Annotated in this window: 21 protein-coding genes and 1 tRNA gene; 6 read left to right on the forward strand and 16 right to left on the reverse strand. The window is 56.9% G+C overall.

The window, feature by feature from the left end:
* Window positions 1-23 precede the first annotated feature (23 nt).
* Window positions 24-407, reverse strand: coding sequence for a GntR family transcriptional regulator (locus SH139x_RS19235; RefSeq protein WP_488351389.1), 384 nt, complete (start codon window positions 405-407; stop codon window positions 24-26).
* Between the two features lie 144 nt (window positions 408-551).
* Between SH139x_RS19235 and SH139x_RS19240 the strand changes: the two genes are divergently transcribed.
* Window positions 552-692 (forward strand): hypothetical protein, encoded by a 141-nt coding sequence (locus tag SH139x_RS19240; RefSeq protein ID WP_488351390.1) that lies wholly within the window; start codon window positions 552-554, stop codon window positions 690-692.
* Window positions 685-1,044: a hypothetical protein gene (locus SH139x_RS19245; protein WP_488351391.1), complete on the forward strand. Its 360-nt coding sequence runs from the start codon at window positions 685-687 to the stop codon at window positions 1,042-1,044. Before SH139x_RS19240 ends, SH139x_RS19245 begins: the two co-directional genes overlap by 8 nt.
* Window positions 1,045-1,948: 904 nt before the next feature.
* Here the strand turns inward: SH139x_RS19245 and SH139x_RS19250 are convergent.
* The 4 genes from SH139x_RS19250 to SH139x_RS19265 form a co-directional block, all read right to left on the reverse strand.
* On the reverse strand, window positions 1,949-2,152 hold the full coding sequence (locus SH139x_RS19250) for an SUMF1/EgtB/PvdO family nonheme iron enzyme (protein ID WP_488351392.1): 204 nt from the start codon (window positions 2,150-2,152) through the stop codon (window positions 1,949-1,951).
* Window positions 2,125-3,153: a reverse transcriptase domain-containing protein gene (locus SH139x_RS19255; protein WP_488351393.1), complete on the reverse strand. Its 1,029-nt coding sequence runs from the start codon at window positions 3,151-3,153 to the stop codon at window positions 2,125-2,127. The genes SH139x_RS19250 and SH139x_RS19255 overlap by 28 nt, the downstream gene beginning before the upstream one ends.
* Complete coding sequence (locus SH139x_RS19260) at window positions 3,128-3,610, reverse strand: HRDC domain-containing protein (RefSeq protein WP_488351394.1); 483 nt, start codon at window positions 3,608-3,610, stop codon at window positions 3,128-3,130. The genes SH139x_RS19255 and SH139x_RS19260 overlap by 26 nt, the downstream gene beginning before the upstream one ends.
* A 153-nt stretch (window positions 3,611-3,763) precedes the next feature.
* Window positions 3,764-8,791 carry a bifunctional serine/threonine-protein kinase/formylglycine-generating enzyme family protein gene (locus SH139x_RS19265; protein ID WP_488351395.1) on the reverse strand — a complete coding sequence of 1,676 codons (5,028 nt, stop codon included), beginning with the start codon at window positions 8,789-8,791 and terminating at the stop codon, window positions 3,764-3,766.
* A gap of 436 nt (window positions 8,792-9,227) precedes the next feature.
* On the opposite strand from SH139x_RS19265, the gene SH139x_RS19270 reads away from it, so the two are divergent.
* Complete coding sequence (locus SH139x_RS19270) at window positions 9,228-9,707, forward strand: hypothetical protein (RefSeq protein ID WP_488351396.1); 480 nt, start codon at window positions 9,228-9,230, stop codon at window positions 9,705-9,707.
* Window positions 9,708-9,955: 248 nt separating this feature from the next.
* On the opposite strand, the gene SH139x_RS19275 is transcribed toward SH139x_RS19270, so the two are convergent.
* Window positions 9,956-10,681, reverse strand: a complete 726-nt coding sequence (locus SH139x_RS19275; protein WP_488351397.1) for a YggS family pyridoxal phosphate-dependent enzyme — start codon at window positions 10,679-10,681, stop codon at window positions 9,956-9,958.
* Window positions 10,678-12,567 (reverse strand): hypothetical protein, encoded by a 1,890-nt coding sequence (locus tag SH139x_RS19280; RefSeq protein ID WP_488351398.1) that lies wholly within the window; start codon window positions 12,565-12,567, stop codon window positions 10,678-10,680. Before SH139x_RS19280 ends, SH139x_RS19275 begins: the two co-directional genes overlap by 4 nt.
* Window positions 12,568-12,769: 202 nt before the next feature.
* Here SH139x_RS19280 and SH139x_RS19285 point away from each other — a divergent pair, with 202 nt between their 5' ends.
* Window positions 12,770-13,915, forward strand: a complete 1,146-nt coding sequence (locus SH139x_RS19285; protein ID WP_488351399.1) for a YdjY domain-containing protein — start codon at window positions 12,770-12,772, stop codon at window positions 13,913-13,915.
* Between the two features lie 213 nt (window positions 13,916-14,128).
* The gene (locus SH139x_RS19290) at window positions 14,129-15,619 is read left to right on the forward strand and encodes a hypothetical protein (RefSeq protein ID WP_488351400.1); all 1,491 of its coding nucleotides are present in this window, start codon (window positions 14,129-14,131) and stop codon (window positions 15,617-15,619) included.
* A 243-nt stretch (window positions 15,620-15,862) separates the two neighbouring features.
* Here SH139x_RS19290 and SH139x_RS19295 read toward each other — a convergent pair whose 3' ends face one another.
* The 7 genes from SH139x_RS19295 to SH139x_RS19325 form a co-directional block, all read right to left on the reverse strand.
* Complete coding sequence (locus SH139x_RS19295) at window positions 15,863-16,894, reverse strand: polyprenyl synthetase family protein (protein ID WP_488351401.1); 1,032 nt, start codon at window positions 16,892-16,894, stop codon at window positions 15,863-15,865.
* Between the two features lie 180 nt (window positions 16,895-17,074).
* Complete coding sequence (gene moaC / locus SH139x_RS19300) at window positions 17,075-17,614, reverse strand: cyclic pyranopterin monophosphate synthase MoaC (protein ID WP_488351402.1); 540 nt, start codon at window positions 17,612-17,614, stop codon at window positions 17,075-17,077.
* Window positions 17,615-17,801: 187 nt separating this feature from the next.
* Window positions 17,802-18,374, reverse strand: a complete 573-nt coding sequence (locus SH139x_RS19305) for a helix-turn-helix domain-containing protein (RefSeq protein ID WP_488351403.1) — start codon at window positions 18,372-18,374, stop codon at window positions 17,802-17,804.
* Window positions 18,375-19,100: 726 nt separating this feature from the next.
* A complete protein-coding gene (locus SH139x_RS19310; protein WP_488351404.1) occupies window positions 19,101-19,469 on the reverse strand; it encodes a hypothetical protein in 369 nt (122 codons plus the stop codon).
* A complete protein-coding gene (locus SH139x_RS19315) occupies window positions 19,466-20,770 on the reverse strand; it encodes a NupC/NupG family nucleoside CNT transporter (RefSeq protein ID WP_488351405.1) in 1,305 nt (434 codons plus the stop codon). Before SH139x_RS19315 ends, SH139x_RS19310 begins: the two co-directional genes overlap by 4 nt.
* 24 nt (window positions 20,771-20,794) lie before the next feature.
* Window positions 20,795-21,433: a uracil phosphoribosyltransferase gene (gene upp, locus SH139x_RS19320; RefSeq protein WP_488351406.1), complete on the reverse strand. Its 639-nt coding sequence runs from the start codon at window positions 21,431-21,433 to the stop codon at window positions 20,795-20,797.
* Between the two features lie 84 nt (window positions 21,434-21,517).
* Window positions 21,518-21,604: transfer RNA gene (locus SH139x_RS19325), tRNA-Ser, on the reverse strand.
* A gap of 228 nt (window positions 21,605-21,832) precedes the next feature.
* Here SH139x_RS19325 and SH139x_RS19330 point away from each other — a divergent pair.
* Window positions 21,833-23,026: a DUF6807 domain-containing protein gene (locus SH139x_RS19330; RefSeq protein ID WP_488351407.1), complete on the forward strand. Its 1,194-nt coding sequence runs from the start codon at window positions 21,833-21,835 to the stop codon at window positions 23,024-23,026.
* 104 nt (window positions 23,027-23,130) lie between these two features.
* Here the strand turns inward: SH139x_RS19330 and SH139x_RS19335 are convergent, their stop codons facing one another.
* Window positions 23,131-24,468, reverse strand: coding sequence for an NRAMP family divalent metal transporter (locus SH139x_RS19335; protein WP_488351408.1), 1,338 nt, complete (start codon window positions 24,466-24,468; stop codon window positions 23,131-23,133).
* A 662-nt stretch (window positions 24,469-25,130) separates the two neighbouring features.
* Window positions 25,131-26,003, reverse strand: a complete 873-nt coding sequence (gene ypfJ / locus SH139x_RS19340; protein WP_488351409.1) for a KPN_02809 family neutral zinc metallopeptidase — start codon at window positions 26,001-26,003, stop codon at window positions 25,131-25,133.
* Window positions 26,004-26,261: the final 258 nt, after the last annotated feature.

Below are 26,261 nucleotides of genomic sequence, written 5' to 3' on the forward strand. Positions count from 1 at the left end.
TGGCGAAGAAAGATGATGAGAGATTAGCCGACAAACAGGTCAGCCAACTGGTGTTCGAATACATCGCGAGTCTGCTCAAGCGACAATCCCGCCTGCTTGGCTTCCTTGATCACGCCGTGAAACCGCTCGGCTAGTAAAGACTGCCGAGCCTTTGTGCAACGCGTTAACGCATCGCTGCGAACCGCCAACCCACGCCCCCGCAGCGATTCTAACACTTGCTCTTCTTGCAATTGCAAATAGGCCCTGGCAATCGTGTTGGGGTTAATCGCTAGTTGATTGCTCAACTGACGCACGCTGGGAACCATCTGCCCGGAAACTAATACGCCCTCGGCGACGGCAAATTTCACTTGCCGCACAAGCTGCTCGTAAATCGGCACGCCGTTGGACGCCTCAATCGAAAAGAACATGAACCGTTCTCCCATGCTGGTGTACTAGTGCGATAGTACTGCCAGTCACGGAGAGAGTCAAGCGGATTAAGAATTTTTTTAGAGGGACTCACCATCCCAACCCGCTGCGTAAGTTTTGAAGTTGCGATTTTTGGGCATAGTATCATGCTGCGACTCGATATTCTGGCGGGATCGAGGCTGCGAGTAAACGTTGCAGTTTTCTTCGCACGCGGTCTCGACGACGCGGCTTTCGTAGGCGGTATCGCCCAGCACGACGACGTCGGCATCATCATCCAGCTTGGCTGACCAGAGTGGCGTCGATCAGGAAGAGGAACTTGCCTCGTTTTTTCTCTTTTGCCAGCAGCATTCGCATCAGCGGCTCGTTGAAATCGTGTTTCTGCCACCGCGGGCGAGCGAGGAAAGGGAATCAACTGTTGAAGCGTGCCTAACGGAAGTCCTCCGACTTCCTCATGCTATCTCCGGACAAAACGGTGGCAGTCATAAGTTCCGGGCAGCCTGCATTTGTTACGAGTACGGACTCAACGATGAAGAGGCTACAAAAGTCATGCAGGCCTACAATGACCAAAAATGCGATCCAAAATGGTCAGCCGAGGAGATCAAGCACAAGCTTGCGGATGCCTACAAACGCGTCCAGTAACAAGACCATATCGGCATAAAAGCCCGGACTCTGAGAGCAAGCATGTGCACCGACAACAAAAGTGCTTTCCGATTGCCTTTTTGAACTGCAGAAATACCTAGATTCAGCGAAGGGACCGCACATTGTAGAGCGATTGTCCCCAATCGCTTGTGGCACCGCACATTGTAGAGCGATTGTCCCCAATCGCTTGCGGGCCTGCACATTGTAGAGCGATTGTCCCCAATCGCTTGCGGGCCTGCACAATGTAGAGCGATTGTCCCCAATCGCTTGCGGGACTGCACATTGTAGAGCGATTGTCCCCAATCGCTTGTGGCACTGCACAATGTAGAGCGATTGTCCCCAATCGCTTGTGGCACTGCACAATGTAGAGCGATTGTCCCCAATCGCTTGCGGGACTGCACAATGTAGAGCGATTGTCCCCAATCGCTTGTGGCACTGCACAATGTAGAGCGATTGTCCCCAATCGCTTGTGGCACTGCAAACAGCTGGGGACAGCGGTTCTACAATGCAGCAAACAGCTGGGGACAGCGGTTCTACAATGCAGCAAACAGCTGGGGACAGCGGTTCTACAATGCAGCAAACAGCTGGGGACAGCGGTTCTACAATGCAGCAAACAGCTGGGGACAGCGGTTCTACAATGCAGCAAACAGCTGGGGACAGCGGTTCTACAATGCAGCAAACAGCTGGGACAGCGGTTCTAAATTAAAACCGACTCGACTATGGCCTAAGTCGCGAGTGCGAAGCGATTGATCGTAGCAGCCAGGTGCCAACCTCTGAAGCGATACAGTTCCGAGTTCGTTAGGAACCGAAAAAAAAGGCCGCGGGGAGCGTTCGAATCGGTCATCCAACCAACCTACCAGCACCACGCGGCCTCAGGTTTAGATTTTGCCGGCTCAAGCAAAGCCTAGCCAGGCTGGAAAATGGTCTGTTCCGTCTGGAGTCTCAGGGCGTCCGCCGCTTTTCCAGCGGAATTCAGGGCCAGCCGGAAACCGTTGTTGTTCGTGCGGTTCGTCGGAGCGTTGTTGTTGCGGTTCGCCGCGGAGCAATTCGCCGCCGTGTTATTCCAACTGCCGCCGCGGTTCACCCGGTTCGAGCCTCTTGGGACCATTCACCAAAACTCCTTTGTAACGTAGCGTTACGGAACTGCCAACTCCTGGCATCCGCAGCCCTCGCAAATGCTACCAATGCGGCTAATCGACGCTGCGCCTCGTATTGGTCGATGGCACCAAGTGTTTCCGCTTTCTGGATATATTTCACGCTTCTACCCCAACGCCGCCGACTTCGCCTGCTTAGCTCAATATGAGTCGGAAACACTTGGCAGCCAAGCAAGGGAATACCCTTCTCGCAGCGTCTCACCTCAGAAACCTTCAAATCCAGCCCTAAGCGATCTTGGCTCAAATCGCGACATGCTTCGCGAACTCGGAACAATTCCTGGCGATCATGATGCCACAACACCATGTCATCCATGTAACGAATGTACCCGCGTACGACGCGCTCTTCCTTGATGAACCGGTCTAGGGGATCAAGAAAGAAATTGGCAAAGTGCTGGGATGATAGGCTGCCGATCGGTAAGACTTTCGCTTGCTCACCGCGAAACGCTTCTACAATCCTCGTCAGTAACGCCATCAAGCGTCTGTCCCCAATCCTCTTCTCCAGCGCGTTCAGTAAGCGACCGTGCGGGATACTATCAAAGTACTTCCTCACATCCAGCTTGACATACCACGGGTTCGTCCGTGTAAATCGAGCGGCGCGTCTGACGGCTGCTTCTCGGCCTTTAGCTTGCCGACAGGCGTAGGTATCAAAAATTAACCACCGATCCATGACCGGCTCGCAGACGTTCATGATGGCGTGATGCATCACGCGTTCGTCAAAACAAGGTGCCGTGATGACACGCTCTTTCGGGTCACGAATCAAAAACTGCTGATTGCGACCGACGGGAAACGTCCCGGCAAGCAGTAGATCAGACATACGTTCGATGTTTGTCTCGATGTTGATCGCGTACTCGCGGACGACCGCCTGCGAGCGACGTCCTTTTGCGGCTTTGGAAAACGCGAGCAAGATATTCTCGCGTTCGACAATACGCTCATACAGGTTCTTCGTTCGCCGCATCCAATTTCTCCAACGTCTCAAGGATTAGGAGAAGTTGTTCGGAGTATTTTTCAAGCTTTGCTTCGCCGACCCCGTCGATTTGAGACAATTCGGCTTTGCTGTGACAGCGACGTTGCACCATTTGAGCCAGTTGCTCGTTGGTGAACAATGCGTAGACGGGGACCGCTTCGGATTGCGCTAGCTGTTTTCGCAGATCTCGCAACTTGGAGAACACCATGAACTCGTCGTCCGGAAGGATCGTTTTGTAATCAATGCGGCCACGGGAGGGAAGCTGTTTGGAACCGCTTCCAGCGGACTGATCAGCGTATTCGACCGCAAACGTCCAAGCGGAATGGGTGCCCAAGTCGATCAGCCGACGTTCGATTGACAAGACTTTGTGACAGCCCAAAAAACCGTTCAACTCTTGCTCCGCCGATTCCGACTCGAATACAGGGATCACGAAAAATTTTTGTGCCAAGGCAAACCCTCTCATTACTTTGTACGTATGCGTATTTTTCGCGTTTAACGGTTCTAGAGCGCGCGGGGGCAAAGCCCCCTGCACCCCCGTTTGCGATGCGCTCTCCGAACAATTGAGGACAATTGTTCTACACTCAACCGCTACGCCATCTGGCTACGGCATCTCCGGTCGCTGCTCCGCAGACGCTCCCTCCGTGCCTACGCCCGATGGCTCCGCTTCTCCTGATGCTGTTGCCGGCTCCGCCGGACCTGAAACTCCCGACGGACTCAGGGCCAGCCGGAAACCGAGGCTGATCGTGCGGTACGACGGAGTGAAGTTGCTGCGGCCCGCCGCGGAGCAATACGCCGCCGCGCTATCCCAACCGCCGCCGCGGTACACCCGGGCCGAGCCCTTGGTATACCAGTCATCAACCCACTCCCAAAGATTGCCGTGAATGTCGAATAAACCGCCGATGCTCGGTCTTAGTTGACCAGCCCGGTGAGACCAATCATTCGAGTTCTTGTCATGCCAGCAGTAGTCACCCAATAACCCAACGCTGTCTCCGAAACTGTATGTCGTCTCTGTCCCTGCGCGGGCCACGTACTCCCATTCCGCCTCGGTCGGCAGACGAAAACCAGGTCGGTACACACGCATCGGCCATTCAGTGGCAGAGGGTAAGTCCAACCAACCAGGATCGGTATTGGCTCCCTCTGGAAAGTCTAACTTGAGGTAACTCTGCGATTCCTCATCCAAACCCCGCGCCGACGTCAACCAGCGACAGTAATTGACTGCCTCGAACCAACTCACCCCAAATACAGGATCCTCCGGGCCAAGGGCTTTCTTGAATTGACGCTCCCAACCCTGGCGGTGCGTATCGCCATCGATAGCACTGAATTGACGCCAAGTCACTTCCCGGTCGCTGACAGCAATCGGACCTGCAACTTCGACAAGTTCACGATCTCCAGGGTCCCCCATGGTGAATTCGCCGCCGGGGAAAACGATCATCGTGAAGTAAATCGGTGCTGACAGATCGATAACAGGAGTCAACGGTTCTGCGGATGAATTAGGCGCCGCTAAATCCGCGTCTTCCGAAGCCGCCTCCAGCGAGTCGGGCGGTGTGGGCTCGATCTTCATCACGAACCATTCTCGCTGGCCAGTTTCATCGTAATCCAAAGGCGTTTCGTCGACGCGCCGGACAAGTTCGTCCTGGTCCCAACGTCGCAGTAACCAACCCAACGCGCTATGAATGGCGCGGCTGGGGTGGGCTGCGTACATGTCTGCGAGTTCCTCTATTAGCCCATCTCGCTGCTGGGCAGGTAACTCGTCATACGAAAATTCGCCCATGCCCAACAGAAAACCGTACAACCGATAGAGATGCTGTTGTTGCTGAAGAGGGTCAGCAAGAGCGGGCTTTGATCGCAGTTCCTCAAAACTCTTAATCAGCAACAAAGGACTTACTTCCCGTCCTCGAACGCGGTAGATAAATTGAGACAACGCCTCCAGGTCTCGATCGACTGTCAGAAAATCATAAATCGGCTGCGCATCTTCCAACCGAAGTAACGCTACCGCCGCGTTCGCTTTACGCGCGATGTAGGCTAAGCGTAACGCTTCTATCGCTTCCCCGTCGAGTTCCGTTTCGGACTCTGAGCCATTGTGCTGAAAAGGACTTGCAAGCTCGCTACGCATTCGCTCAATCGCCTCGGGGCGAAAACGCGAATATAAACCAAAAAATCTGGCAAACTGACGAGGTCCTCCCACCAAAATCAACTCGTGCAGTAGTTCAAAGTCTTCCGCTGCATAAGTCTCCAGCAGGTCGGTCGCCAGGTCGATTTGGGTCTGCGACCTTGCTTCAGAGCTTGCCGCGCAAATCCGCTTGAGTTCAGGGTTGAGCTGGCTGGCGACCGGACGCAACGTCTCAATCCAAGTCGCGATCCGCAAAGGATTCTCTCGTACAACCTGATCTGCTGTTTGAGCGGAGATCGATTGCCAGTCTTCGTTACTCGGATCATAAGCAGCCAAGGCACTGGCAACCTGCAATAGACTTTTCGGCTCAAGCTTTTCGGCTGCAATCCAAAGCTGCGGGAGGATCTGTTCCGCGTAAGGCGTCAGCTGGTCGACCAATAACGGCACTTGCCGTGCTTCCGCAGTTAGTAAACGCTGCAACAGATAATCCACTTGGCCCGGATCACTTGCCAACAATCCGAGACTTAGTTTTAGTCGTTCGTCAGACTCAAGATCGTGTTGATCAAGAGCCTGCCTAAGTTTCGGAACCGCGACCAAACGCATCGGATCAAGCTGCGAGATCATTTCGGGCAGCTTTGCATAATCGGCCGATTCAATGGAACTAACAAGGTTGGTCGCATCCCGCTCCATCAGCCTTGCGTCGTTCCCGCGTTTCACTCCGACGCCACCTAAGAGCAATGCAATGGCGAAGGTGGTTAATAAACCAGACCGTATCGCATGCACTCTACCCGCATGTCGCATGGTTGCTTGCTCGTTGGGTTTCCATTTCTGGCGATCGGTCAGTCGGCGGATCGTGATCCATTCCCACAGTGACGGAAGGTTGCGGTTCTCAGGTTTGGAGTTCCAAGCCGTAGTCCGTTCTTGCAGTCGCAGTTGGGCACGACCCGCTTTGGTTTCACGCAGCTTGCGAGCCAGCCACTCGCGAATCGAGGGAACCAGAAAGTCATGGGTGAGTTGGAAGTTAGTTGCTAGCGGCGAGTTGCTAGTGGCTAGTGGCGGAGTGCCGGTGTCGGCTTCGACTAGAGACAGTAAGAACAGCTTGCGAGTAAGAATGTTCAGCAGGTCGTCAAACTGCAGTTTGTCCAGCTCCGAAGCGGCTAGCAGTTGGTCGTAGCTGCGGACATCTTTGATCTCCAATCCTTCGGCGGGCAACAGCTCGGACAGGACTCGCATGGCGGCGGGCAGATAACGGCGATACTGTTCGCTGGCGGTGCGACCCTCGAAACAGTCGACCAGGAATTGCGCGCCAATACCATCAAGTCCTCCCAGACTGTTAAGCTCCTCGACGGTCCAGGGGCGGTCCTGCATCACTAGCGCCAGCACAACCAGACGCACACAGACAACACCCCGGTCCGATTCGGCGAGGCCTTCGACGGTGGCGTCAATAAACGCCTGCTGAGATTCAGTGATCGGATCGTCGAGCCGTTTTAGTCCGCGACCGAACTGGGTGAGCACGAAGCGGGCGTGGTCGGGAGTAAAGCGGTGGGCCGTGACATAATTATTGTAATCATCAAGGTGAAGATCCAAAGCCTGCACAAACCGCATCAGCGTCGCATGAAACCCCTCGCGCACGCAAACGATCGCTTGTAAGTGCTCTCCGTCGCATTGGTGCAGCGCGTCCAGCAATTGGTTCGTGGTTTCACCACCGTGCGCGTTCAGCCACTGTTCGAACTGATCCAAAATGAAGACCACTTTCTTGTCTGCCGGCAACAGACTGCCGCTGCGCAGCCGAAAGGCCCAATCGACCAACGACCATTTCTTGTCAAGAGCCGCGTCGGGAATCGCTCGCCGCAGTTTGTTGAGAATGCGGATCTCGGTGTCGCGCTCCGATGCTTCGATCAGAATCGGGATCACCGAAGCGGGCAGTGCCGGGACGAGCCCCGCTTCCAACATTGACGATTTGCCGCAACCGCTGACGCCGACCATGATCCCCACCGCAAAGGTTTCGTCCGGGTCCCGTTCGAGGATGCGTTGTTTCCAGTAAGCGATTAGCTCAGGCAGCTCGTCAGGGTTGGCATAGCTGCGAGGCATCAGCCGCAAGTACAACTCGGCTTGCTCGGCCGTGAATCGCTTCAAGGTCGGGATCGGGTATTCGACCACCGGCGTCGGCTGTGTGGAGTCGCCAGATACAGAGGTATCGACTGCGGCCGGAGAAGTCGAAGCGGCGGTTGTCGACGACGAGCCTTCCCCCAGTCGCTGCAGGATTTGCTCGAGGTCGTCTTGCAAGTCGGCGGCGGCGTGGGGTCGATCGGCATCGCGTTTGGACAAACATTGCATGCACAGCCGATTCAGCTCACGGGGAATCGAACGATCCAGTTCCCGCGGCGCGGCGGGAGTCCGTTCGATGATCTCATCACACAGCTGGTCGCGGGTCTCCCCTCGGAACGGCCGCCTGCCGGTTAGCATCTCGTAGAGAATGACTCCCAAAGCCCAAATATCACAACGAGCGTTCAGCCGGTGCGTGGCTCCTTTGACCTGCTCGGGTGCCATGTAGGGATAAGTCCCCGCCGGGCCGCGCGAGGAACGCCAACGCTGGGCATCATCCAGAGCGAGACCAAAGTCGGCCAGGTAAACGTGATTGTTGCGATCGAGCAGGATGTTGGCCGGCTTGAGATCGCGGTGCCAACGCTCACGCGAGTGGATATGAGCCAAGCCGGCAGCGATCTGGATGGCGTACTGCACCGCTTGTTCGATGGCAGGTCGTGAGGTTTGCAGCCGGCTGGCCAGTGTTTCGCCGTCGATATACTCTTGAACAAAGTACGGCGGGTCAGCGCGATCGTCCAGGGAGATGACCTTCACCACGTGCGGGTGGTCAAACTGCAGCATCATCTTGGCTTCGTCGGCAAACTGCTGCTGCATCGCCTGGCCGCATTCAGGATCGCGAGCCCACTTGCTTTTCAGCATTTTCACAGCGACAACTTTGCCGCTCGATTCGTGCTGGGCTTTGTAGACTGAACCGAAAGTGCCGGCACCGAGTGATTTTAGGACTTTGTAAGGTCCAAACTGGGGCGGATCCTCGGAGTCCGCAACGAATCCTGGGGACCCAGCAGCTGCCGCGTCACTGTCGTCTCGATCGTTGTCCACTGTCGAAGCGAATTGTGGGCTTTCACCGGGCGAACCGGGAGCTACTGCAGACTTTGGCGGAGCGAAGGGCGACGTTGAAACGATCTCTCGCCAAGCCTTCTCGACCAGTTCAAGACGCGTTGGAAACCGCTGGCGAACCATTTCCAACGTCGCGGTTTCGCCACGCATCTTCCGCAACTGGTACTCTTCGACCAGCAACTGCACAAAAATCTTATCTTGGTACTCGGCGGGAGCTTCAGCGACCAATTGCTCAATGGGCGAGCTGCCATCGCGCTCGAATGCTTCGCGGCCCCGATCGGAGAGTTTTTCCAGGATGAGCTGGAAGTTCGGCGCTGGGTGAAAGTTCCCTGGAGAACGTGGCTCGCTCGGCTGCATGGCTTAACTCAAGAAACGAAGATGGCTGTCGAAATCAGTTCGCAACGTGACCAGTCCAGGCAGTGTAACCTGCTGGCGAGACTAGTGCCAATTGCCCACCTTCGCCCCCTCACAATGCTATCTGGCAACCGTGAACCAACGACGCTCCCCGCGAGCTTTTTGGGGGTCGCGGTTGGGTTCTTGATGCAGGAAAAACAAGCCTGGTGGGGAAAAGGGCGAACACTGGCCACCGCTGGCCTTGTGCCAGTGGAGCCGTGACTGGCTAGCTACCGGCGGTCCATTGCCGTGCTTGGAATCGCGGAGCGATGGGATTTGGCAGCCAGAGGTGACAACCCCTGGAATGATACCCCATCACCGCGTCGCAGCGGCAGAGCCGTGGTATTGATCGGGGGCAACGGATGAAATGCAACCAGGGGTTTGCACCCCTGGCTACCCAATGCCACGGCTCCGCCGTTATTGCAAACAGCTGGGGACAGCGGTTCTACTATGTAGAGCGATTGTCCCCAATCGCTTGCAGGACTGCAAACAGCTGGGGACAGCGGTTCTACATTGTAGAGCGATTGTCCCCAATCGCTTGTGGCACTGCAAACAGCTGGGGACAGCGGTTCTACATTGCAGCAAACAGCTGGGACAGCGGTTCTACATTGCAGCAAACAGCTGGGGACAGCGGTTCTACTATGTAGAGCGATTGTCCCCAATCGCTTGCAGGACTGCAAACAGCTGGGGACAGCGGTTCTACATTGCAGCAAACAGCTGGGGACAGCGGTTCTACATTACTGCAAACAGCACGACCATTGCCGTGATTGGAATCGCGGAGCGATGGGATTTGGCAGCCAGGGGTGACAACCCCTGGAATGATACCCCATCACCGCGTCGCAGCAGCGGAGCCGTGGTATTGGTCGGGGGCAACGGATGAAATGCAACCAGGGGTTTGCACCCCTGGCTACCCAATGCCACGGCTCCGCCGTTATTGCATCCAACCGACCTACCAACACTACGCGGCCTCGGGAATAGAGTTTGCTGAGCTCTGCATGTGAAGTACGTGCGATGGTGTCTAGCCTTCGGGCGACTCGTAGAAAACTGCAACGTTTACTCGCAGCCTCGATCCCGCAAGAATACCGAGTCGCCGCATGATACTATGCCCAAAAAACGCAACTTCAAGACTCACGTGTCGGGTTGGTGTGAAAACAATCGCGAGCCGACGCGGATGATCGTGGCGCCCTCGGCGATGGCTTGCGGAAAATCGCCACTCATGCCCATGGAAAGTTCATTCAGCGAGATGCCGGCGGGCAGACCCTGCTCGCGCAGGCTATCGCGGAGTTGCCGCAGCTGGGCAAATTCAGATTGAGCTTGCTCGGGTGAGCTGCCTTGGCTGGCCATCGTCATCAAACCTTTAATCGCCAAGCCGCCGAGGGGAGCCATCTGTTCGAGCGCGGGCAGCAATTCAGCCGGGGCGAAGCCATGTTTGTTAGTATCCCCAGAGATGTTGACTTCGACCAGCCCGGCAACTTGACCGGCGGGCGTTTCGGCAGCGGCGGCGGCGATCGCTTCCGCCAGCCGCTGGCTATCGACGCTGTGAATGAGCGTCACGAGCCCCACGGTGCGGCGCACTTTGTTGCGTTGCAAACTGCCGATCATGTGCCAGTGGCAATCTAAGTTTTCAAGTGCGGCAGCTTTATCCCAGAGAGCTTGCGGGCGACTCTCACCCAGTTCCTGACAACCGGCTTGTCTGAGCAGTTTGGTGGTCGCCGCATCGACGTATTTGGAAACCCCCACCACTCGGACTGACGCTGGTTCCCGGCCGGCCTTCGTGGCCGCCTCGTTAACTTCTGCGAGTAGACGCTGCCAGTTGCTGACAATTTGCTCGCTACCCTGTTGCGGATCACTCATTCGGGATGCTCATCAACCGAGATTAATTCTTCCACCGACCCATCGTCGGCATCGAACCGGCCGCAGAAGAAATCAGAAATAAGGTTTTTGCCGAGGAACGTTCGATTGGCCGCGCCGGTTAGCGAGCGATAAACGACCCATTGATCGTTGCCGCAGTGGACGCGAAAGGCGGTCGCTTGATGCTCCGGCACCAATGACAACTTTTCTCCCACCGTCAACCGCCGCCAAGTCCTCGACGATCGCAGCCGTTTGCCCAACAAATCCAACCACAAAGGATGATACAGCGATTGTTGGCCTCGCAATTGGGCCGCCAGCAGCAGCCCGGCCGGAGCAGTTGCCTGCTCTGCCTCGCCGTTGCTAATTGAATCACCGTTAGCCGCACCGTTGAGCTGAAAAGGTAAGCTTGCGGAGGCTGTTTGGTCGGCGACCGACAAATTCCCCCGCGACTTGCCGACTCGCCATTCTCCTAATGCCAGCGGTAGCACCATGGCTCGGCGTTTGTCATCGACCAGCAACAGCTCGCGCATGTCGTCGTCCTCATCGACGGCTACTTGAGGAGCCAAATCGACCTCGGTCAGCAGCTGCAGTTCCTTGCCGGGCTCGGCACCGAGCACGGCGTCGGCCAACATCAGCGCGCGATCGTCGCGTAGCAACATAACTTGGCGTTGCAAACGAATACCGCCCGCGAATGTTTGCTCGACTTCGAGGTAGTGCACATCGTCATCGGAATGCCAACAAAGTTCGCGCCAGGGACCACTGGGCTCACGCTGCACGCCGTCGACAATAATTTCAGCCCGCCATTGCCCGCTGAGCAAAGGTTGTTTGCCTCCGCTGACTTCCAAGCGGATGATTGGTTGACTGAAATCGACCGCCACGCGTCCCCGCCTGACGTCCCACTCCGGCAGCATCACCGCCAACCCGGCGTCGCCATCAAACCAGCCCGGCTCTGGCAGTTCGACTCGCCATGCCAAGCGACCGTCAGACTTAATTCTGTGCAGGGAAGTATCGATCGCGGTTTTCAGCGCCGGCCCGCCGACTTCCTTAATCGCCATATCGAACAAGCCGGCTTTGCGACAATCATCTTTGGGAGCAACGTTGGGGCCGAGTAAATTCGAGCCATTGGCCCGCGTCATGGCGGCCGTCCAAGTCGCCAGGTCGACGGCAGCCGCGCTGCGTTTGAGCGATATGCGTTTGCGAAAACGGGCAGAGAGGCGGCGGGATCGCAGCGCCGAGGCGAGCCCTAAACGGATCCAACGTCCGCCATCGCCAACGGTCGCGGCAACCGCATCACCACTCTGCTCAAACCAGCTGCTGACCGCCTCCAGAGCACTCGTTTGCAAAGCCTCACAGGAGGGCAAATCAGCCAGTTGCCAGGCTAGCACCAAACCGAGTTCGCCCCCCGACATCAGGCGCGCCAATGATTCGGGCGCCGACTCTTCGGCACCGGCGCGTTGCAAAAGTTGCAGCTCATCGAGCAACCGCCACCACTGCGTGCTGGTCAATCCCTCACGGTCCAACTCCCCCTCAAAGTCCAACTCGGCTAGCTTGGGCAGGGCGTAAGCCCACTGCAGGGCCTCAGCCATCACCAGCGGCTGCGAGGCTTGCGCAGCGACGATGTTGAGAAAATGATCGACCGCTGCCAACAAGTCAAACTCCTCAGCCAACGGCTTGCCCGCCACCAGCCGGCCGAGCTGGCGCGCAACTGGCGGGATCTCTCCCGCGGCAACTTGCCAACCCCAAACCAACGGCCCACCATCGCCGGGCGCCTCGGGCCAGAGAGTGGCCAAGTTCCGCCGCACGCCGCGGCGAATGATCCGCCGACGCAATTCGGGCCATTGAGATTCAGCCACTTGCCGCGTTGATTTTTTTTGTTTGACGGTTGCCATGTGGCCAGCCTGATCGAATCATGCAAACGTGGTAGAGTAAGTCAAATCGAGTTGCACCATTCTTAATGCCTACGCGAGCAACGCAATGACCCCGCAGAGAATCTGTCTATTTCCCACCACACGCACCCCGTGTGGTATGCCCGCGGAAAACGAGTCGACTCCCCGTCGCCCAAGGGTGGAGCTTTTCGGAAAACCACTACTTTTGTGCATCGCTGTCTGTTTCTGCTTGGTGGCATTTACCGGTTGCGGCAGCAAGGAAGCCAACGAGGTGACGGCCGAACCGGGCGACGCGGCTGAGACACCAGCCCCTGCGGTTGATTCCTCGCCAAACGTGGCATCCGCCAACTCTGCAGCAGATTCCGCGGCAGATCGCGATCCGGCTTTAACCGATTCACCAGCCGGGATCACCATACCCGACATCAGCGGGGACGATCCTGATGCGGCTGGGCGACTGGATGGAGGCATCGATCCTCAGAGTGACCAGCCCGGAACGGGAGGACAAGTCAGCGGCGGCATTGGAGGCCCCTCACTGACCGCTCCCAGTGATTCATCGTTGGCTGGAGATGCCGAGACGACTCCGCAAGAGCCTGAATACGAGCCGTACGCGGAAAAATCACCGCTGGAGTTGGCAGCGGAAAAGGCGTTTTCGTCCCCGGTCGGCGGAACCCGATTGGCTCCCGACGCCCGTTTGTGGCTGGACGCCGAAAAACGACGTTTGATTGTCGACGGCTATGTTTCCCTTTCTGAAGGCCCCCTGGAGATGTTTGCCTGTCCAGCAGGCACCAAAGAACATGAATCAGTGGTTGCCGTGCTTTCCCAATCAAAACACATTCACGCGGGGCTGCTCGCCTTGGGAGCTGTGCAGGGCACGCCGGTCTCGTTCGTGCCCGAATATCGTCCCGCCACTGGGCAACGCATTGCGATTTGGGTGCTGTGGCGCGATGCTCAGGGTATGCCTCAGAAAGCGAAGGCGCAAAGCTGGGTCCAGCAAACGGGGACCGAGAAAGAGTTAGACCAAGACTGGGTGTTTGGCGGCAGCAGTTTTTGGAGAGACCCCGAATCGGGGCGTGAATTCTACCAAGCCGATTCGGGCGACTTAATCTGCGTCTCCAACTTTTCCACAGCAACGCTCGACTTGCCGGCAGAAAGCAGTCAATCCAGCGGATCGCTGGTTTACAGTGCTTTTGCCGAACGGGTTCCTCCCCGGGGCACGCCGGTACGCCTGGTGATGCTGCCGATCCCGCTGCCGACGGATGCCGAAAAAGCGACCGAGGAAGCAGGGACGGAAAAGCATGCCGATCCCAAGCAGCCACCCGAAGACGAGTTAGTCGTGCAGCCAGCCGGGTAACAGCCTCGATGACTAACTGGATAATCGCGGAAATTCTTCCCGGTAGTGAACCTAAGTCGACTGCGGAATCGTAATAAACGTCAGAAGTTTCCTCAATTCTTCGTCCAATCTCGCACACTTTGACTGGATTTGGGCGTTGGGGTAGATAGGATGTGAAATTGACTTGTCATCCACCCCCACTCGTTTAATACCTTCCCTGGGGTTCTGAACGCTATGCCAGCCCGTGACGATTCGGTGATCCGCGGTAGCTTGATCGCCTGTTCCATCTTCTTGGTGCTCTCGCTCATCGTCAACTTTTTGTTGTGGCGATCGGCGGACGTCTATTCGTCCGAGGCCTCTGCGGCTGCGACGAGATTGTCCAATATGTCCACCGACATTCAACGGAAGGACAGGCAGATTACCTACCTCCAAGGTGTGATCGGCGTGGGCGAGCTAACCAAAGCCCAACTCGATGATCTGGCCGAAAGTGGTTCGGGTGACGCCAACTTTGAAAAGGTGGTTCAGGATGTCGCCACGGCGATGACCTACTTTGGCCCCGAAGTCGACGAATCGCGGAAAAACTTGAGCGCTCTGCCCGAATACTTGACCGGTCAAATCCGCACGCTCAGCGAACAATACAACAACGCCATTCAGGCTCAGCAACGTGAAAAGGCGAGAGCCGATGCTGAAGTGAAGGTGGCACAAGACGCTCAACAACGTGCCGAGAACCTGCAACAGCAGTCAGAAGACGAGAAAGAACAGTTGCGAACTCAGTTCGAAAATGACAGGCAGCAAATGAAGCTGGCTGGCGAACAACTCAAAGACCAAGTGCGCAACCAAGCTGCCAAGCACTTGACCGAATCGCGGGCACTCAACCAGCAAATCGGAACTCTGAACACGGAAAAGACGGAGCTGTTGGCAACGATTGACGATCAACGCCGCGAGCTGAACCGGATGCGAAATTCGCAGTTCGAAGTGGCTCAAGGCAAAGTCACCTATACGCGTCCCGGCGATCGCTTGGTGATGATCGACTTGGGAGCCTCAGATGCCTTGCGGAAGGGTGTCACTTTCGAAGTTTACGGTGCTGAGAAGAGCAACGTGGCTGAAGCGGAAGCGAAAGCCATGATCGAGGTCGTCGCAATCCGCGGCGATCACTTGGCCGAAGCACGGATCCTCGGTGACCCGTTCGCCAGCAACCCGATCATCCCGGGTGACAAAGTCTACTCGCCGTTCTGGGCCCCGGGTCGCAAGGTTCGCATCGCGTTGGCAGGCTCCATCGACATCAACCGCGACGGCAAAGCGAACAGCGAAGACATCGACATTTTGCGTGGCGTGATCCAAGCTGCCGGTGCTGAAGTGGCCGCGGTGGTGGACCCCAGCGGTCGACGAGCGGGACAGCAGCTCGACAGTGGCATTCGCTTCCTCGTGGTCGGCGAACGTCCAGAGGCGGCGGATGGAGCGGATCAAGCGGCCACAGATCGCGAATTGCAAGCATTGGCGGAAATCGGTGCCATGATCGACGAAGCCCGCCAGAAGGGGATCACGATTATCCCGGCTGAGAAACTGGTCGGCTTCCTGAAGACCATGGACGATGCGATCACGATCCCGCTGGGGCCGACGGCTAGGGGGAGCGACTTCCCGCCCAGCAAAGCAGTTTCCGGTCGCCGCATTAAGTCGGACGTTAGCGGTTTCTACCGCCGCACGCCCCCCAGCGACGGCAATTAAGGCCACCAGAGCAAACGTAGGACGGGTCTCCTGGCCCGTCAAAACACGTAGAACGAGTCTCTTGGCCCGTCAGCGAATGTAGAACAGGTTTCTTGGCCCGTCAGCGAATGGGAAAATCATCTCCCGCTTTGGGCACACGGTTGGAAAATAGGCGGGCCTGGAGACCCATCCTACGCCCGTCTTTTGGCTTGCTAGCTTGAATAGACGGGCCTGGAGACCCATCCTACACCCGGCAGCGATTCTTTAGAAACTGCGTGCGATCGCGAACTCAGCCAAGTTACGCAGCGATTCTCGCGAGTCGCTGGGGGGCAGCACAGATAGCGCATCGGTCGCCTGATCGACAAAAGTCCGGGCTTGATCCCGCGTGTACTGCTCGGCGTCGGTGCGAGCCAGCAGCGGCAACAATTCGCCACGTCGTAGGGTAGCCGGCGAATGATTGAGGGCGAGGATTCTTGAGCGAGTTAATCGATCGGCGACTTGCAGGGCGCGGATCAGCGGCAAAGTCGCTTTGCCTTGGCCGATGTCGCTTCCCAACGTCTTGCCGACGCGATGCTCATCTCCCCAGAGGTCGAGATAGTCATCGGCGATTTGGAAGGCGATGCCTAAACATCTGCCATACTCGCCCAAACCATGGATCTGTTCTTCGCTGGCTCCGCTGAACATCGCCCCCAGCTCGCAGCTGACCTGCGTCAGTTCGGCCGTTTTGCCTTCGATCAGTTCCAAATAAGTGGCCTCGTCGAGCAGCATGTCGCCAGCGCTGAGCACTTGCCGCAGCTCCCCTTCGCAAACCCTTCGCGAAGCCCGGCCGATTGCTCGGCAAGCGACCGTGGAGCTGAGCGTCGCAGCCAGGTAAAAACTGTGTGAGAAGAGAAAATCGCCAAGCAAAATACTGGTCGAATTGTCCCACAACGCGTTGACCGTGGGAACATGCCGGCGATGCTCGGCTTTGTCGAGCACATCGTCATGGACCAACGTCGCGGTGTGAACCATCTCCAAAACGGTCGCGATGGTGACGTGATCATGATGCAAGGGGCCGCTAGCGGCGCCGGACAACAACACCAGAGCCGGGCGGAGACGCTTCCCCCCCAACATGACGCCATGCTGCAGCACCGGTTCCAAGACGTCGTAGCGACTCCGCAACTCGTCCCGCAACCGCTGTTCAACTTGCACCATTTGGGACGCGATGGGGCGATAGAACGCCTGAGCCTGCAACTCACCACCAACCAATTTAGCGAGCTGGGCGATATCGCTCTCAGGAGTCGTAGCTGATTCCATGACCTTGCTCTTGACGAATGAAAAAGGCTCTGTCGGGGTCGTCAGCGGTTGACGCCACAACGGGCTGCTCTGGGGGAAAGAACCGTGATTACCGCCAACGGACAACTCGCGACAATTGTTTTCCAGCCGCCATCTCGAGCAAACTCGGTTGGAAGCTCTGAGGGCCCCGCTGCGGCGATGTCAAACACCTTGAGAAGCGCGCTGAAAATCGCCCGACTGCCCCCCCGACTTGTTCAATAAGCGAATGGGACCCAACTCCATCGATCGGTCGATCGATTTGCACATGTCATAGATCGTCAAAGCGGCCACGGCGACCGCCGTTAACGCTTCCATTTCAACCCCCGTGCGAGCGGTGGTCCGTACGGTGACTTGGCAACGGACTTGGCCCATCGCTGAATCCCCACTGGCTGAATCCCCAACCGCTGACTGCTGCGCGTCGACATTTCCGCTGCTGGGGAAATCAAACTCGACATTCACCGCTTCGACGGGAATGGCATGGCAAAGGGGAATCAGGTTGGCGGTCTGCTTGGTGGCGCCGATGGCGGCCAGCCGGGCAACCCCCAGGACATCCCCTTTGCGAATTTCGGTTTGGCGAATTGCTTGCAAGGTGGCTGCGGCCATGCTGACCAATCCTTCGGCCACGGCGACTCGCACGGTCTGAGGTTTGGCCGAGACGTCCACCATGTGTGGCTGGCCCTGAGCATCAAAGTGATTGGACATGCTAAGCAGCAAATGGGAAGCAGCAAATGGGGTGGCGGGCGCGGAAGCGGGTCGCCGCGTGGGATACCACACACGCGAAAAGCATGATGGTAACGAAAAAAAGCGTCGCATGGCGGGAGCATGCGACGCTTTCTTTGAGACTCAGGCTCAGATGGGGCCAACGAAGAAAAGGCTTTCAGCTGAAATGCTAAACCAATTCTTTCTTGGCACCGATCAGAGTACGAAGTCGTTCTGCCAACAAGTGAGCATCGAACGGCTTCTTGAACGTTTCGTTGATCGCAGACCGGTCAAAGCTCATCGGTTGACCATCATCCGGCAATAAAGCGATCAATATAATTTCGGCAAAGTCGATATTCTTTCGCAGGTTTTGGCAGATTTGAACTGCTTCCACCTTGCCGATTGAAAAGTCGACGATGATGCAATCTGGGTTAAAGCTTTCCGCTTGAATACCTGCTTCAAAGCCGCTAGCGGCAACTGCCACCTTGAAAGCTTTTTCGGGAGGTAATTCGCGCTTCAAGTTCTCGATCAGGACCTGGTCCTGGGCGACGATCAGCACTTTAGCCATCGCCTCGTCCTCGAGATCTCCTAAAGGCATACCGTGTTCCTTAAGGAACTTAATCAGGTATTCGCGTGGGATCCGTCGATCCTGCGAACCCGGAATACGATATCCCTTTAATCGACCCGAATCGAACCATTTTGATACGGTTCGCGGGGCGACTTTACAGATCTTGGCGACCTGTCCAGTCGTGAAGACCTTCATATCAGGTTCTCCGTAACGCCTCGTTGACATTCCCTTGGTTGATGGTGCGTTCATATCCATCAACACTCCGGCCCACTCGTTGTTTATCGATCATCTGCCAACAACCGGCCTGAACGGTCGTCTTCACCCGGTGGGGCGTGCGAAGAATTGGCCATCGATAAACGGCTGGGTCTGGGGCCGATCCGGCTGCATCTTGCGACACGTCCGGGTTGGGTTCCTTACGGTTTTAGTTTCGGTACTGGTGTGAACCAATGGTTGGATAGGCTATCAGCTTTTGATGGCTTGCTGAGGGGCAGCGCCACTGGATAGCTTGCTCTTCCATCTGTTCTCAATCGTCGATTCGCATACGCACGTTTCGACCGGGAAGAGCCAAACCTAGATACCGCCTCCATTACTACGCAACCAAACGGTCACCTAGTTCAGACGGTGATTCCACAAACCGACTCGGCAACAACTGCCCCGTCGGATTGTTCGATTTAGATCCCCCCTGCCTGAAGACCCCGTCTTTGCTCGCGAACTCGTATGCCGCCACTCCCGGCATACCCGCGTGCAAGATGAAGTTCTTCCGACACTTATGTTTCGTTACAAAAGGGGTAAAACCTTTAGCGCGTTTGGTCGCAACTGGCAGGTAATTCCCAAGTCAGCGAATCTGACCTCAAAGCGGCCCGTAACGAACATGACGATCGTGAAAAAAGAGGGGAAAACCGAGTCGGCGAGCAATTTTTGCTAAAGTCCACCGGGCGGCTCGTCATAGATCACCTGTTCGCCAATCCGCAGCGAAAATCCCTTCATCATTAACCCCTTGCCGAAGCGCAAGTCGACTTGAGCTGGACGTTGCTGGGGGTCCAGTTCTGCCGGCAACTGGAATTGAGCTTGGCGATGGATCACCACCCAGCTGACGCGTTTCCAAACCAAAATGTCGTTGATGCGGATGCGTTGCAGGAAATTCCAGCCGCTATAGACCAACAGGCCCTGGAATGGAACGTCGAACTCAATCTTGCGGTACAGAAAGCCAGCTTTCAACAAGCGTGCTTGGTCCAGGTAGCTGGGGCGCTGATCAAGCACCACGGGAGGCGGGTCGTAGGGATTCGTCATCCAGCCGGATCCTCCGCGGCTAGCATCAGCCCGGCCACCGCGCCGGTCATGCAACAAGCGATCAGGCCGCCAATCATGGCACGCAGCCCGAGCCGGGCCAAATCATCTCGGCGGCTGGGTTCCAGCCCTCCAATGCCTCCCACCTGAATGCCAATCGCACCAAAATTGGAAAAGCCGGCAAGTGCATAGGTCAAAATAATTTTCGTCCGCGCACTGATCGTGCCCGCTTCCACCGGGCCGGAGGCAACTACGTTCATCGCTCCCAATTCCTTAAAGGCAATGAACTCGTTGGCGACTGTCTTCAGCCCGATCAACTCCCCAGCCGCCACCGATTCGGACCAAGGAATCCCCATGCAGAGCGCCAGTGGCGCGCAAGCGTAGCCCAGCACCAACCCCAAGCTCCAGGGCGTGTGGGCCACATCCGCTCCGCCCTGCCAATAATCCCAAACAGACCAAAATCCGACACCCGCCTGGCCAACCATCCAGTCCAACATGGCGATCAGTGCCAAGAAAGCGATCAACACGGCACCGACGTTGAGGGCCAGTTTGAGTCCATCGGTGGCTCCCTGCACGGCCGCTCCAATCAGGTTGACGTTCCCCGAGCTGCGATCCAACCGCAAGCCGCCGCCGGCGACCGGCACAGCAGTCTCGGGAACCATGACTTTGGCGATCAACAAAGCGGCCGGCGCACTGATCACCGAGGCGGTCAACAAATGCCGAATGTCAATCCCCATCCCAGCGTAAGCACCTAACAAGCCGCCGGTGACAGTGGCAAAACCGCCCGTCATCAAAGCGTTTAACTCGCTGCGAGTCATCGTTGCCAAATAGGGCTTCACGACCAGCGGCGCTTCGGTGTGCCCGACGAACACGTTTGCCGCCGCCGCCAACGTCTCTGCCCCGCTGGTCCCGAGCGTAAACCGCATCACCCAAGCCATCGCCCAAACCACGCACTGCATCACACCCAAGTGATACAACACGCTCATCAATGCGGAGAAGAAAATCACTGTCGGCAAAACGCCAAAAGCAAACGTCTCCAACAAGCCGGCCTCGGTACCTTGCCGAAAGAGAAACCCGCTGCCATCGCTCACGAATGACAAGATCTTATCGAAAAATTGTCCGGCTAACCCAAACGCCCGGCGACCCGTTTCCGTCCGCAAAATCAAGAAGCCCAACACCAATTGCAGCCCCAAGCCTCCCACGACAATCCGCCAAGGAAACTTCCGCCGCTGAGTGCTGAGCAACCAAGCCAGTGCCACCAACAGCAGCATCCCGAGTACACAAACCAAACGAGATGCAAGCATCGGCGACAGGTCCCACAACCAGAACTAGGTGTTAAAAATCCGATCGCCAGCGTCACCCAGCCCCGGGACGATGTAATTGTCCCCATTCAGCTCGGGATCGATAACGCCGACGAAAATTCGCAGTTCAGGGAACTCTGCCAACAACCGATTGATGCCCGGCTCCGCGGCAATCACGCTCAACACGCGAATGTCACGAACGCCCCACCGCAGCAACCGCTCGACAACCAAACGAATCGACCCGCCGGTAGCCAGCATCGGATCAAGCACCAATGCTGTGTCGACTGGACGCTGCTCCGGCAATTTATCGTAATACGAAATCGGAGATGCCGTTTCTTCGTTGCGATACAGCCCCAAATGCCAGACCTCCGCTTCTGGGATCAGTTGCAACAACGGGTCGACCAATCCCAAACCGGCACGCAAGATCGGCACCAGCCCAATTTTGCCACTCACCACCTCGGCGGATGCTTCGGCGAGTGGGGTCATCACCGTCGTTGGCCGCGTCGGCAAATCCTCGGTGGCATAGACGCCCAACAACATCGCCATTCGCGAGATCGCATCGCGAAACAAAGCAGAAGGCGTGTCGGCATCTCGCACGACCCGCATGTGATGGGCGATCAGCGGATGTTCAATCGAGCGAACTCGCGAATCAACTATTGCCGTCATTGGCGTGCTCCCAAAGCTGGCGGCCAACACAATCGGAGCAGCAAACTTGTCTACTCGTTCAAACAATAACGCCATACAAAAAAGCGGATGGGGTGGGATTCGAACCCACGGTACGCGTAAACGTACGGCGGTTTTCAAGACCGCTGCCTTCGACCACTCGGCCACCCATCCTCTGCTGCGGGGATAGTTTGCTGCGGGAAAATCGTTGTTTCAAACCTCTTTTCCCAGCAGTTGCCTCAGATTCTAACGCCAGCAGCCCTGCCTTGCCACTACGGCTGCGGCGAGGAAAATTTCTCCTCCAGGGTATGCCCCAAACGGGTTCCAGGGTCGCTGCGAGCCCTCCACCATCACCAGTTCCAGCCTGCTAAACTGCAAACCGTACCTAGTCGCGTCTCTCTGATGTCCTTCTACACCGGTGCCAACATGCGTTTCGGTTTCCCCCACCAAACTTTCCGGCAACCTCCCTTCGCCAATCCACGGGTCTCGGCAACGTCGCAGCTGCAGCGGCCCAAGTTAGCTGACTGGCGAGCGCTGTTGCCTGCCTTGTCGTTGGCCAGTCTGCTTTTGGCAGTCGGCTCGCCGACACCAGTCGTCCCGCCCAGCCTGTGGGCTCAAAACCCGGCGACTCCCGATCCGGCACAGACAACACCGCCGCGGTGCGAAATCATCCCCCTCGCCGATCACCGCTTTGAAATGCGAATTGATGGCCAACTCCGCACCGTCTGGCACTTCCCCCACGATGTGCCGCGCCCCTTCCTATTCCCGCTAATCGGTCCCAGCGGTCAATCAGTAACCAGAATGGGACATCCCGGGGCTCCCGATCATGACCACCATCGCTCGGTTTGGTTCGCGCACTACAAAGTCGACGGGTTCGATTTCTGGTCCGAAAATGGTGGCACAAAAATCATCCAAAACCAGTGGTACGCCTTGGAAGATGGCGATGACGCAGCCCGTTTGGCGTTCCAGCTACATTGGCTCGCCCCCGACGACCAAACGCTGCTTTGGCAAGACGTGATCCTCGAGCTACAGCCCGCCTCGGCTGCTGGTGAAGAACGGAGTGGCTGGCAATTAGAAATTCAAACAACACTCCGGCCGGCCGCGGAACGCTCTCAGGTAACTTTGCAGAAAACGAACTTTGGGCTGCTGGCCGTGCGAGTCAGCAAATCACTTTCAGCCGCCTTTGGACAAGGGCTGTTAACGGCCGACGATGGGCAAACAGGCGAGCCGTCGCTGTTTGGCAAACCCCATCGTTGGGTCGACTACAGCGGCGCGTCGGCGAGCGGCGAAGGCCAATCTCGCAGCTGGTTTGCCGAGGGGATTACCTATTTCGACCATCCCAGCAACCCGGGATTCCCCAACGCTTGGCATGTTCGCCAAGATGGCTGGATGTGTACCTCGCCCACGCTAGCTGGCGACTTGGTGGTGACAGCCGAACAACCTTTGACGCTCAGGTATCTGCTCCGCGTTCATGCCGATCGCTACGATGCCGTGTCAGCCGAGCGGGTCTTCCAGCAGTTTGCCGATTCAGCCCGATTTGAGCTGGCAAAATCCAAACGTCCGCACACCCGCTACGAAATCAATCGCCGCGATTAACCGAAAGGAATCAGCCGCAACGCGCCAGCGTGCGGTTCCCAATCAGCCGCAACGCGCCAGGGTGCGGTTCCCAATCAGCCGCAACGCGCCAGCGTGCGGTTCCCTTAGGCCCCGCCAACAATAGCTAGCAATTTGTCCAACAACGAAAGCAGCGTGACAAAGGCCACGTAACAGCTGACCAAAAACCCCAAGCCGACAATTGCTAGCAGCGGTTTCATTTGTGGTGCGGTCTGCCACAATAGCCAAGCCAGCGAGGCGGCCATCAAGGGCAAACCCAAAGTGGTCAACCCTTGAGCAACAATGATGAACGCCACGCTATCCATCCCGGCGACGACTGACAGCAAGGCAATCCCCAGCCCTACCAACAACGCCAAGACGGTGAACCCGCGGGGGCCGGCTTGCTCGGCAGAAGCCCCTTTACCGAGCGAGTCTGCCATGATCGTACCGCCAATCAACGCGTTGCCAATAAACGAGCTGACCGCCCCGGCCAAAATTCCCGCCGCGAAAACCCAGGCGGCTTGCGGCCCAAAGGTCGGCGCCAGACTGGCCGATAGCGAACTCAAATCGGTGATCTCGCCGGCGTCAATTTTGCCATGCAGCGAAGCGGCTGCGGTGCTCATGATTAGCAAAGTTAGTCCACCCAAAGTGGCAATCCCCACGACCGGATCGAGCCAACGGCGGTGCAATTGGTCTCGCGTCCACCCCCGTTGTCGCACCAGGTAACATTGATAAAAAGCACCCGCTATTGAAAAGGTCGTGCCGACAAGCGCTCGTAGGTCACCGGTCAATTGTTGGCTCACCACCGTCAACGATTCGCCGCTGGGGATTAGCCCGCGGGCCGCCGCGGCAAAGTCCATCGAACCGACGACGGCGTTGATACTAAAGCAGACCAGCATCGTAGCGACCAACAACAACATCGATTTTTCGATCACCCGATAGATGCTGCGGGACTTGAGAAAAAACAAGATGATCGCCGCGTTGAAAGCGATTAAAATACCGCCGGACAATATTCGCGAGTCACTGATCTCAGGCACAAACAACTCGGCGGCCAACAATAAAGCGCGGTTGTTAGAAGATTGAAAAAGAGCCACGATCAAAAAGACCGCGACTCCCAAGCAGGCGGTTGGAAAAGAGCCAAACGATGTTCTTAAACGCTCAGCGGCCGTGGACGTCGACCCGGTGCCGACCACCAGTGCGGCCAAAGTCATCCCAATCATCAAAGCCGTGGTGATCACCAGCACCCAGCCCATGCTGTAGCCGTAGGCGGTTCCCACCCGCGAAGCGGTTGTGATGCTGCCCGGCCCCAAGACAACTGCGGCCACGACCACTGCGGGCCCAATCCCGCAAATCGTCTCCCACCATCCCAAAGGTCTGATCACCGCCACCGGGTGTTGTGAATCATGCCGGGGGGATTGTTGAGGATCTTGCTGGGGATCAGACATCGTGCGGAAATTTTTGCGGGGTGTTGAGGCGGCGAGACCTCGTTATACCGCATATCCCGGGGCGAATGAAATCACAGGCGGTGAAACGAGATGCGAGCACGAGCACGAACACGAAGTGATAAGACCCCAACGAGCTTGCCTCGTTCGGTGAATCAGGTTGTCAGCTAGAGATGCAAACCCCGCGCCGCCCTGCACTCTCCTACCCCGCCCGCCTACCCCGCCCGCCTGCGGCGGGCGGGTCGGAACGGGGAAATGATCGCGGGGCAAGGCGGGAAGCGTGCTAGCCAAAAACCTCCTTCACCGCACGAGGCAAGCTCGCGGGGGTCGTCGAGGGCCAAACTAATACCCGTGCTCGTGCTCAGCGAAGCGATGCTCATAATCATAATCGACTTCAGCATGACCGCTGCGAAGTCTTATCAATTGCGAACGACGCAGTGTTAGTGCCGCTAGCGAGTACGTTGGGGATTAACCCCCCAGTCGAGCACGAGTTCCCCCGGTTCCTGCTTAACACCAATACCGTTCAATAAATCGTTTAACCGTCAGCCGAACGCGCGAACGCGAACGCGCTCCCATTACAAGTACGCCTGCGGCTGACTGTTTAACGAGGGTCCTGCCAAGATGGCCCTCATTGAACGGTATTGTGCTTAACACCTGCTCAACCGCTATAGATCGGTCGCGGAAAAGGTATCTCCCTGGCTAATATCACCCGTGCGGAATCCTTTTAGGAACCAGTTGTAACGTTGTTGACTGGTGCCATGCGTGAAAGAGTCGGGAACGACATAGCCCCGCGCCTGCTTTTGCAAGCGATCATCACCGATCGCCATCGCGCACCGCAGCGCCTCTTCGATATCACCTTCTTCCAAAATCCTTCCCTCGCCTCGCAAATGGTGGGCAAAAACGCCCGCGTAGAAATCAGCTTGCAACTCCAGACGTACCGAAAGATCATTCATTTCCCGCTCGCTGATCCTGCCCCGCAGCGCGTCGAGCTTATCGGTCGTGCCCAATAGATTTTGGATGTGATGTCCAACTTCGTGAGCAATCACATAGGCGCGAGCAAAATCGCCTGGCGCCCCGAACTTGCTCGATAACTCGCTGAAGAAAGAAGTGTCCAAAAAGACGGTTGAATCACCAGGGCAATAGAACGGCCCCGTAGCGCTGGTGGCGGCCCCGCAGGCCGAATTGACTCTTCTTGAAAAGAGCACCATGCGAGGCTCTTGATAACGCACCCCGTATTCGGCCAGCAGCTGACCCCAGACATCCTCGGTGAGCGCCAAGACTTGCGAAGAAAATATCCCCTGTTGCTCCTCCTCGACGGTCAGCTCTTGTTCCAGATCCACGGGAGCTGCCGCCGGTGCTCCGTCGCCAGCGGCGGGTTGCAACTGCTGCAAGACTGCTTGGGGATTTCCGCCCAGCAGATAAACGACCAACAGCAGCACGAGCATTCCCGCACCCGCACCGCCACCCACCACGCTCGGTCGCGGACCCCGACGACGATCCTCGACATTTTCGCTTGTTCGTCTGCCTTCGAGTCGCATTTCCACTCTCCCCTGATTTGCTTAATGCTGAATCGGAACGCCTCAAAATGATTGGGCCAAAACACCCTCGCCAAAACAGCCGCCCCCAATTAACTGTCATCAGCCCCTCAAGATTACCTTTGCGAGGCTCGATGCCCTAGGGCGGGCGAGCCCGGAAGTTTTTCATTTTTTTTCGCCAAGCACCGGAAAGGAAACCAACGACGCAACGTTAATGTTAAAAAACAAACCGTTATGTTTTGTTTTTTGATATTAACGAGA

It is taken from the genome of Kothea flammea (assembly GCF_052161645.1).
GTDB lineage: Bacteria > Planctomycetota > Planctomycetia > Pirellulales > Pirellulaceae > Laterigemmans.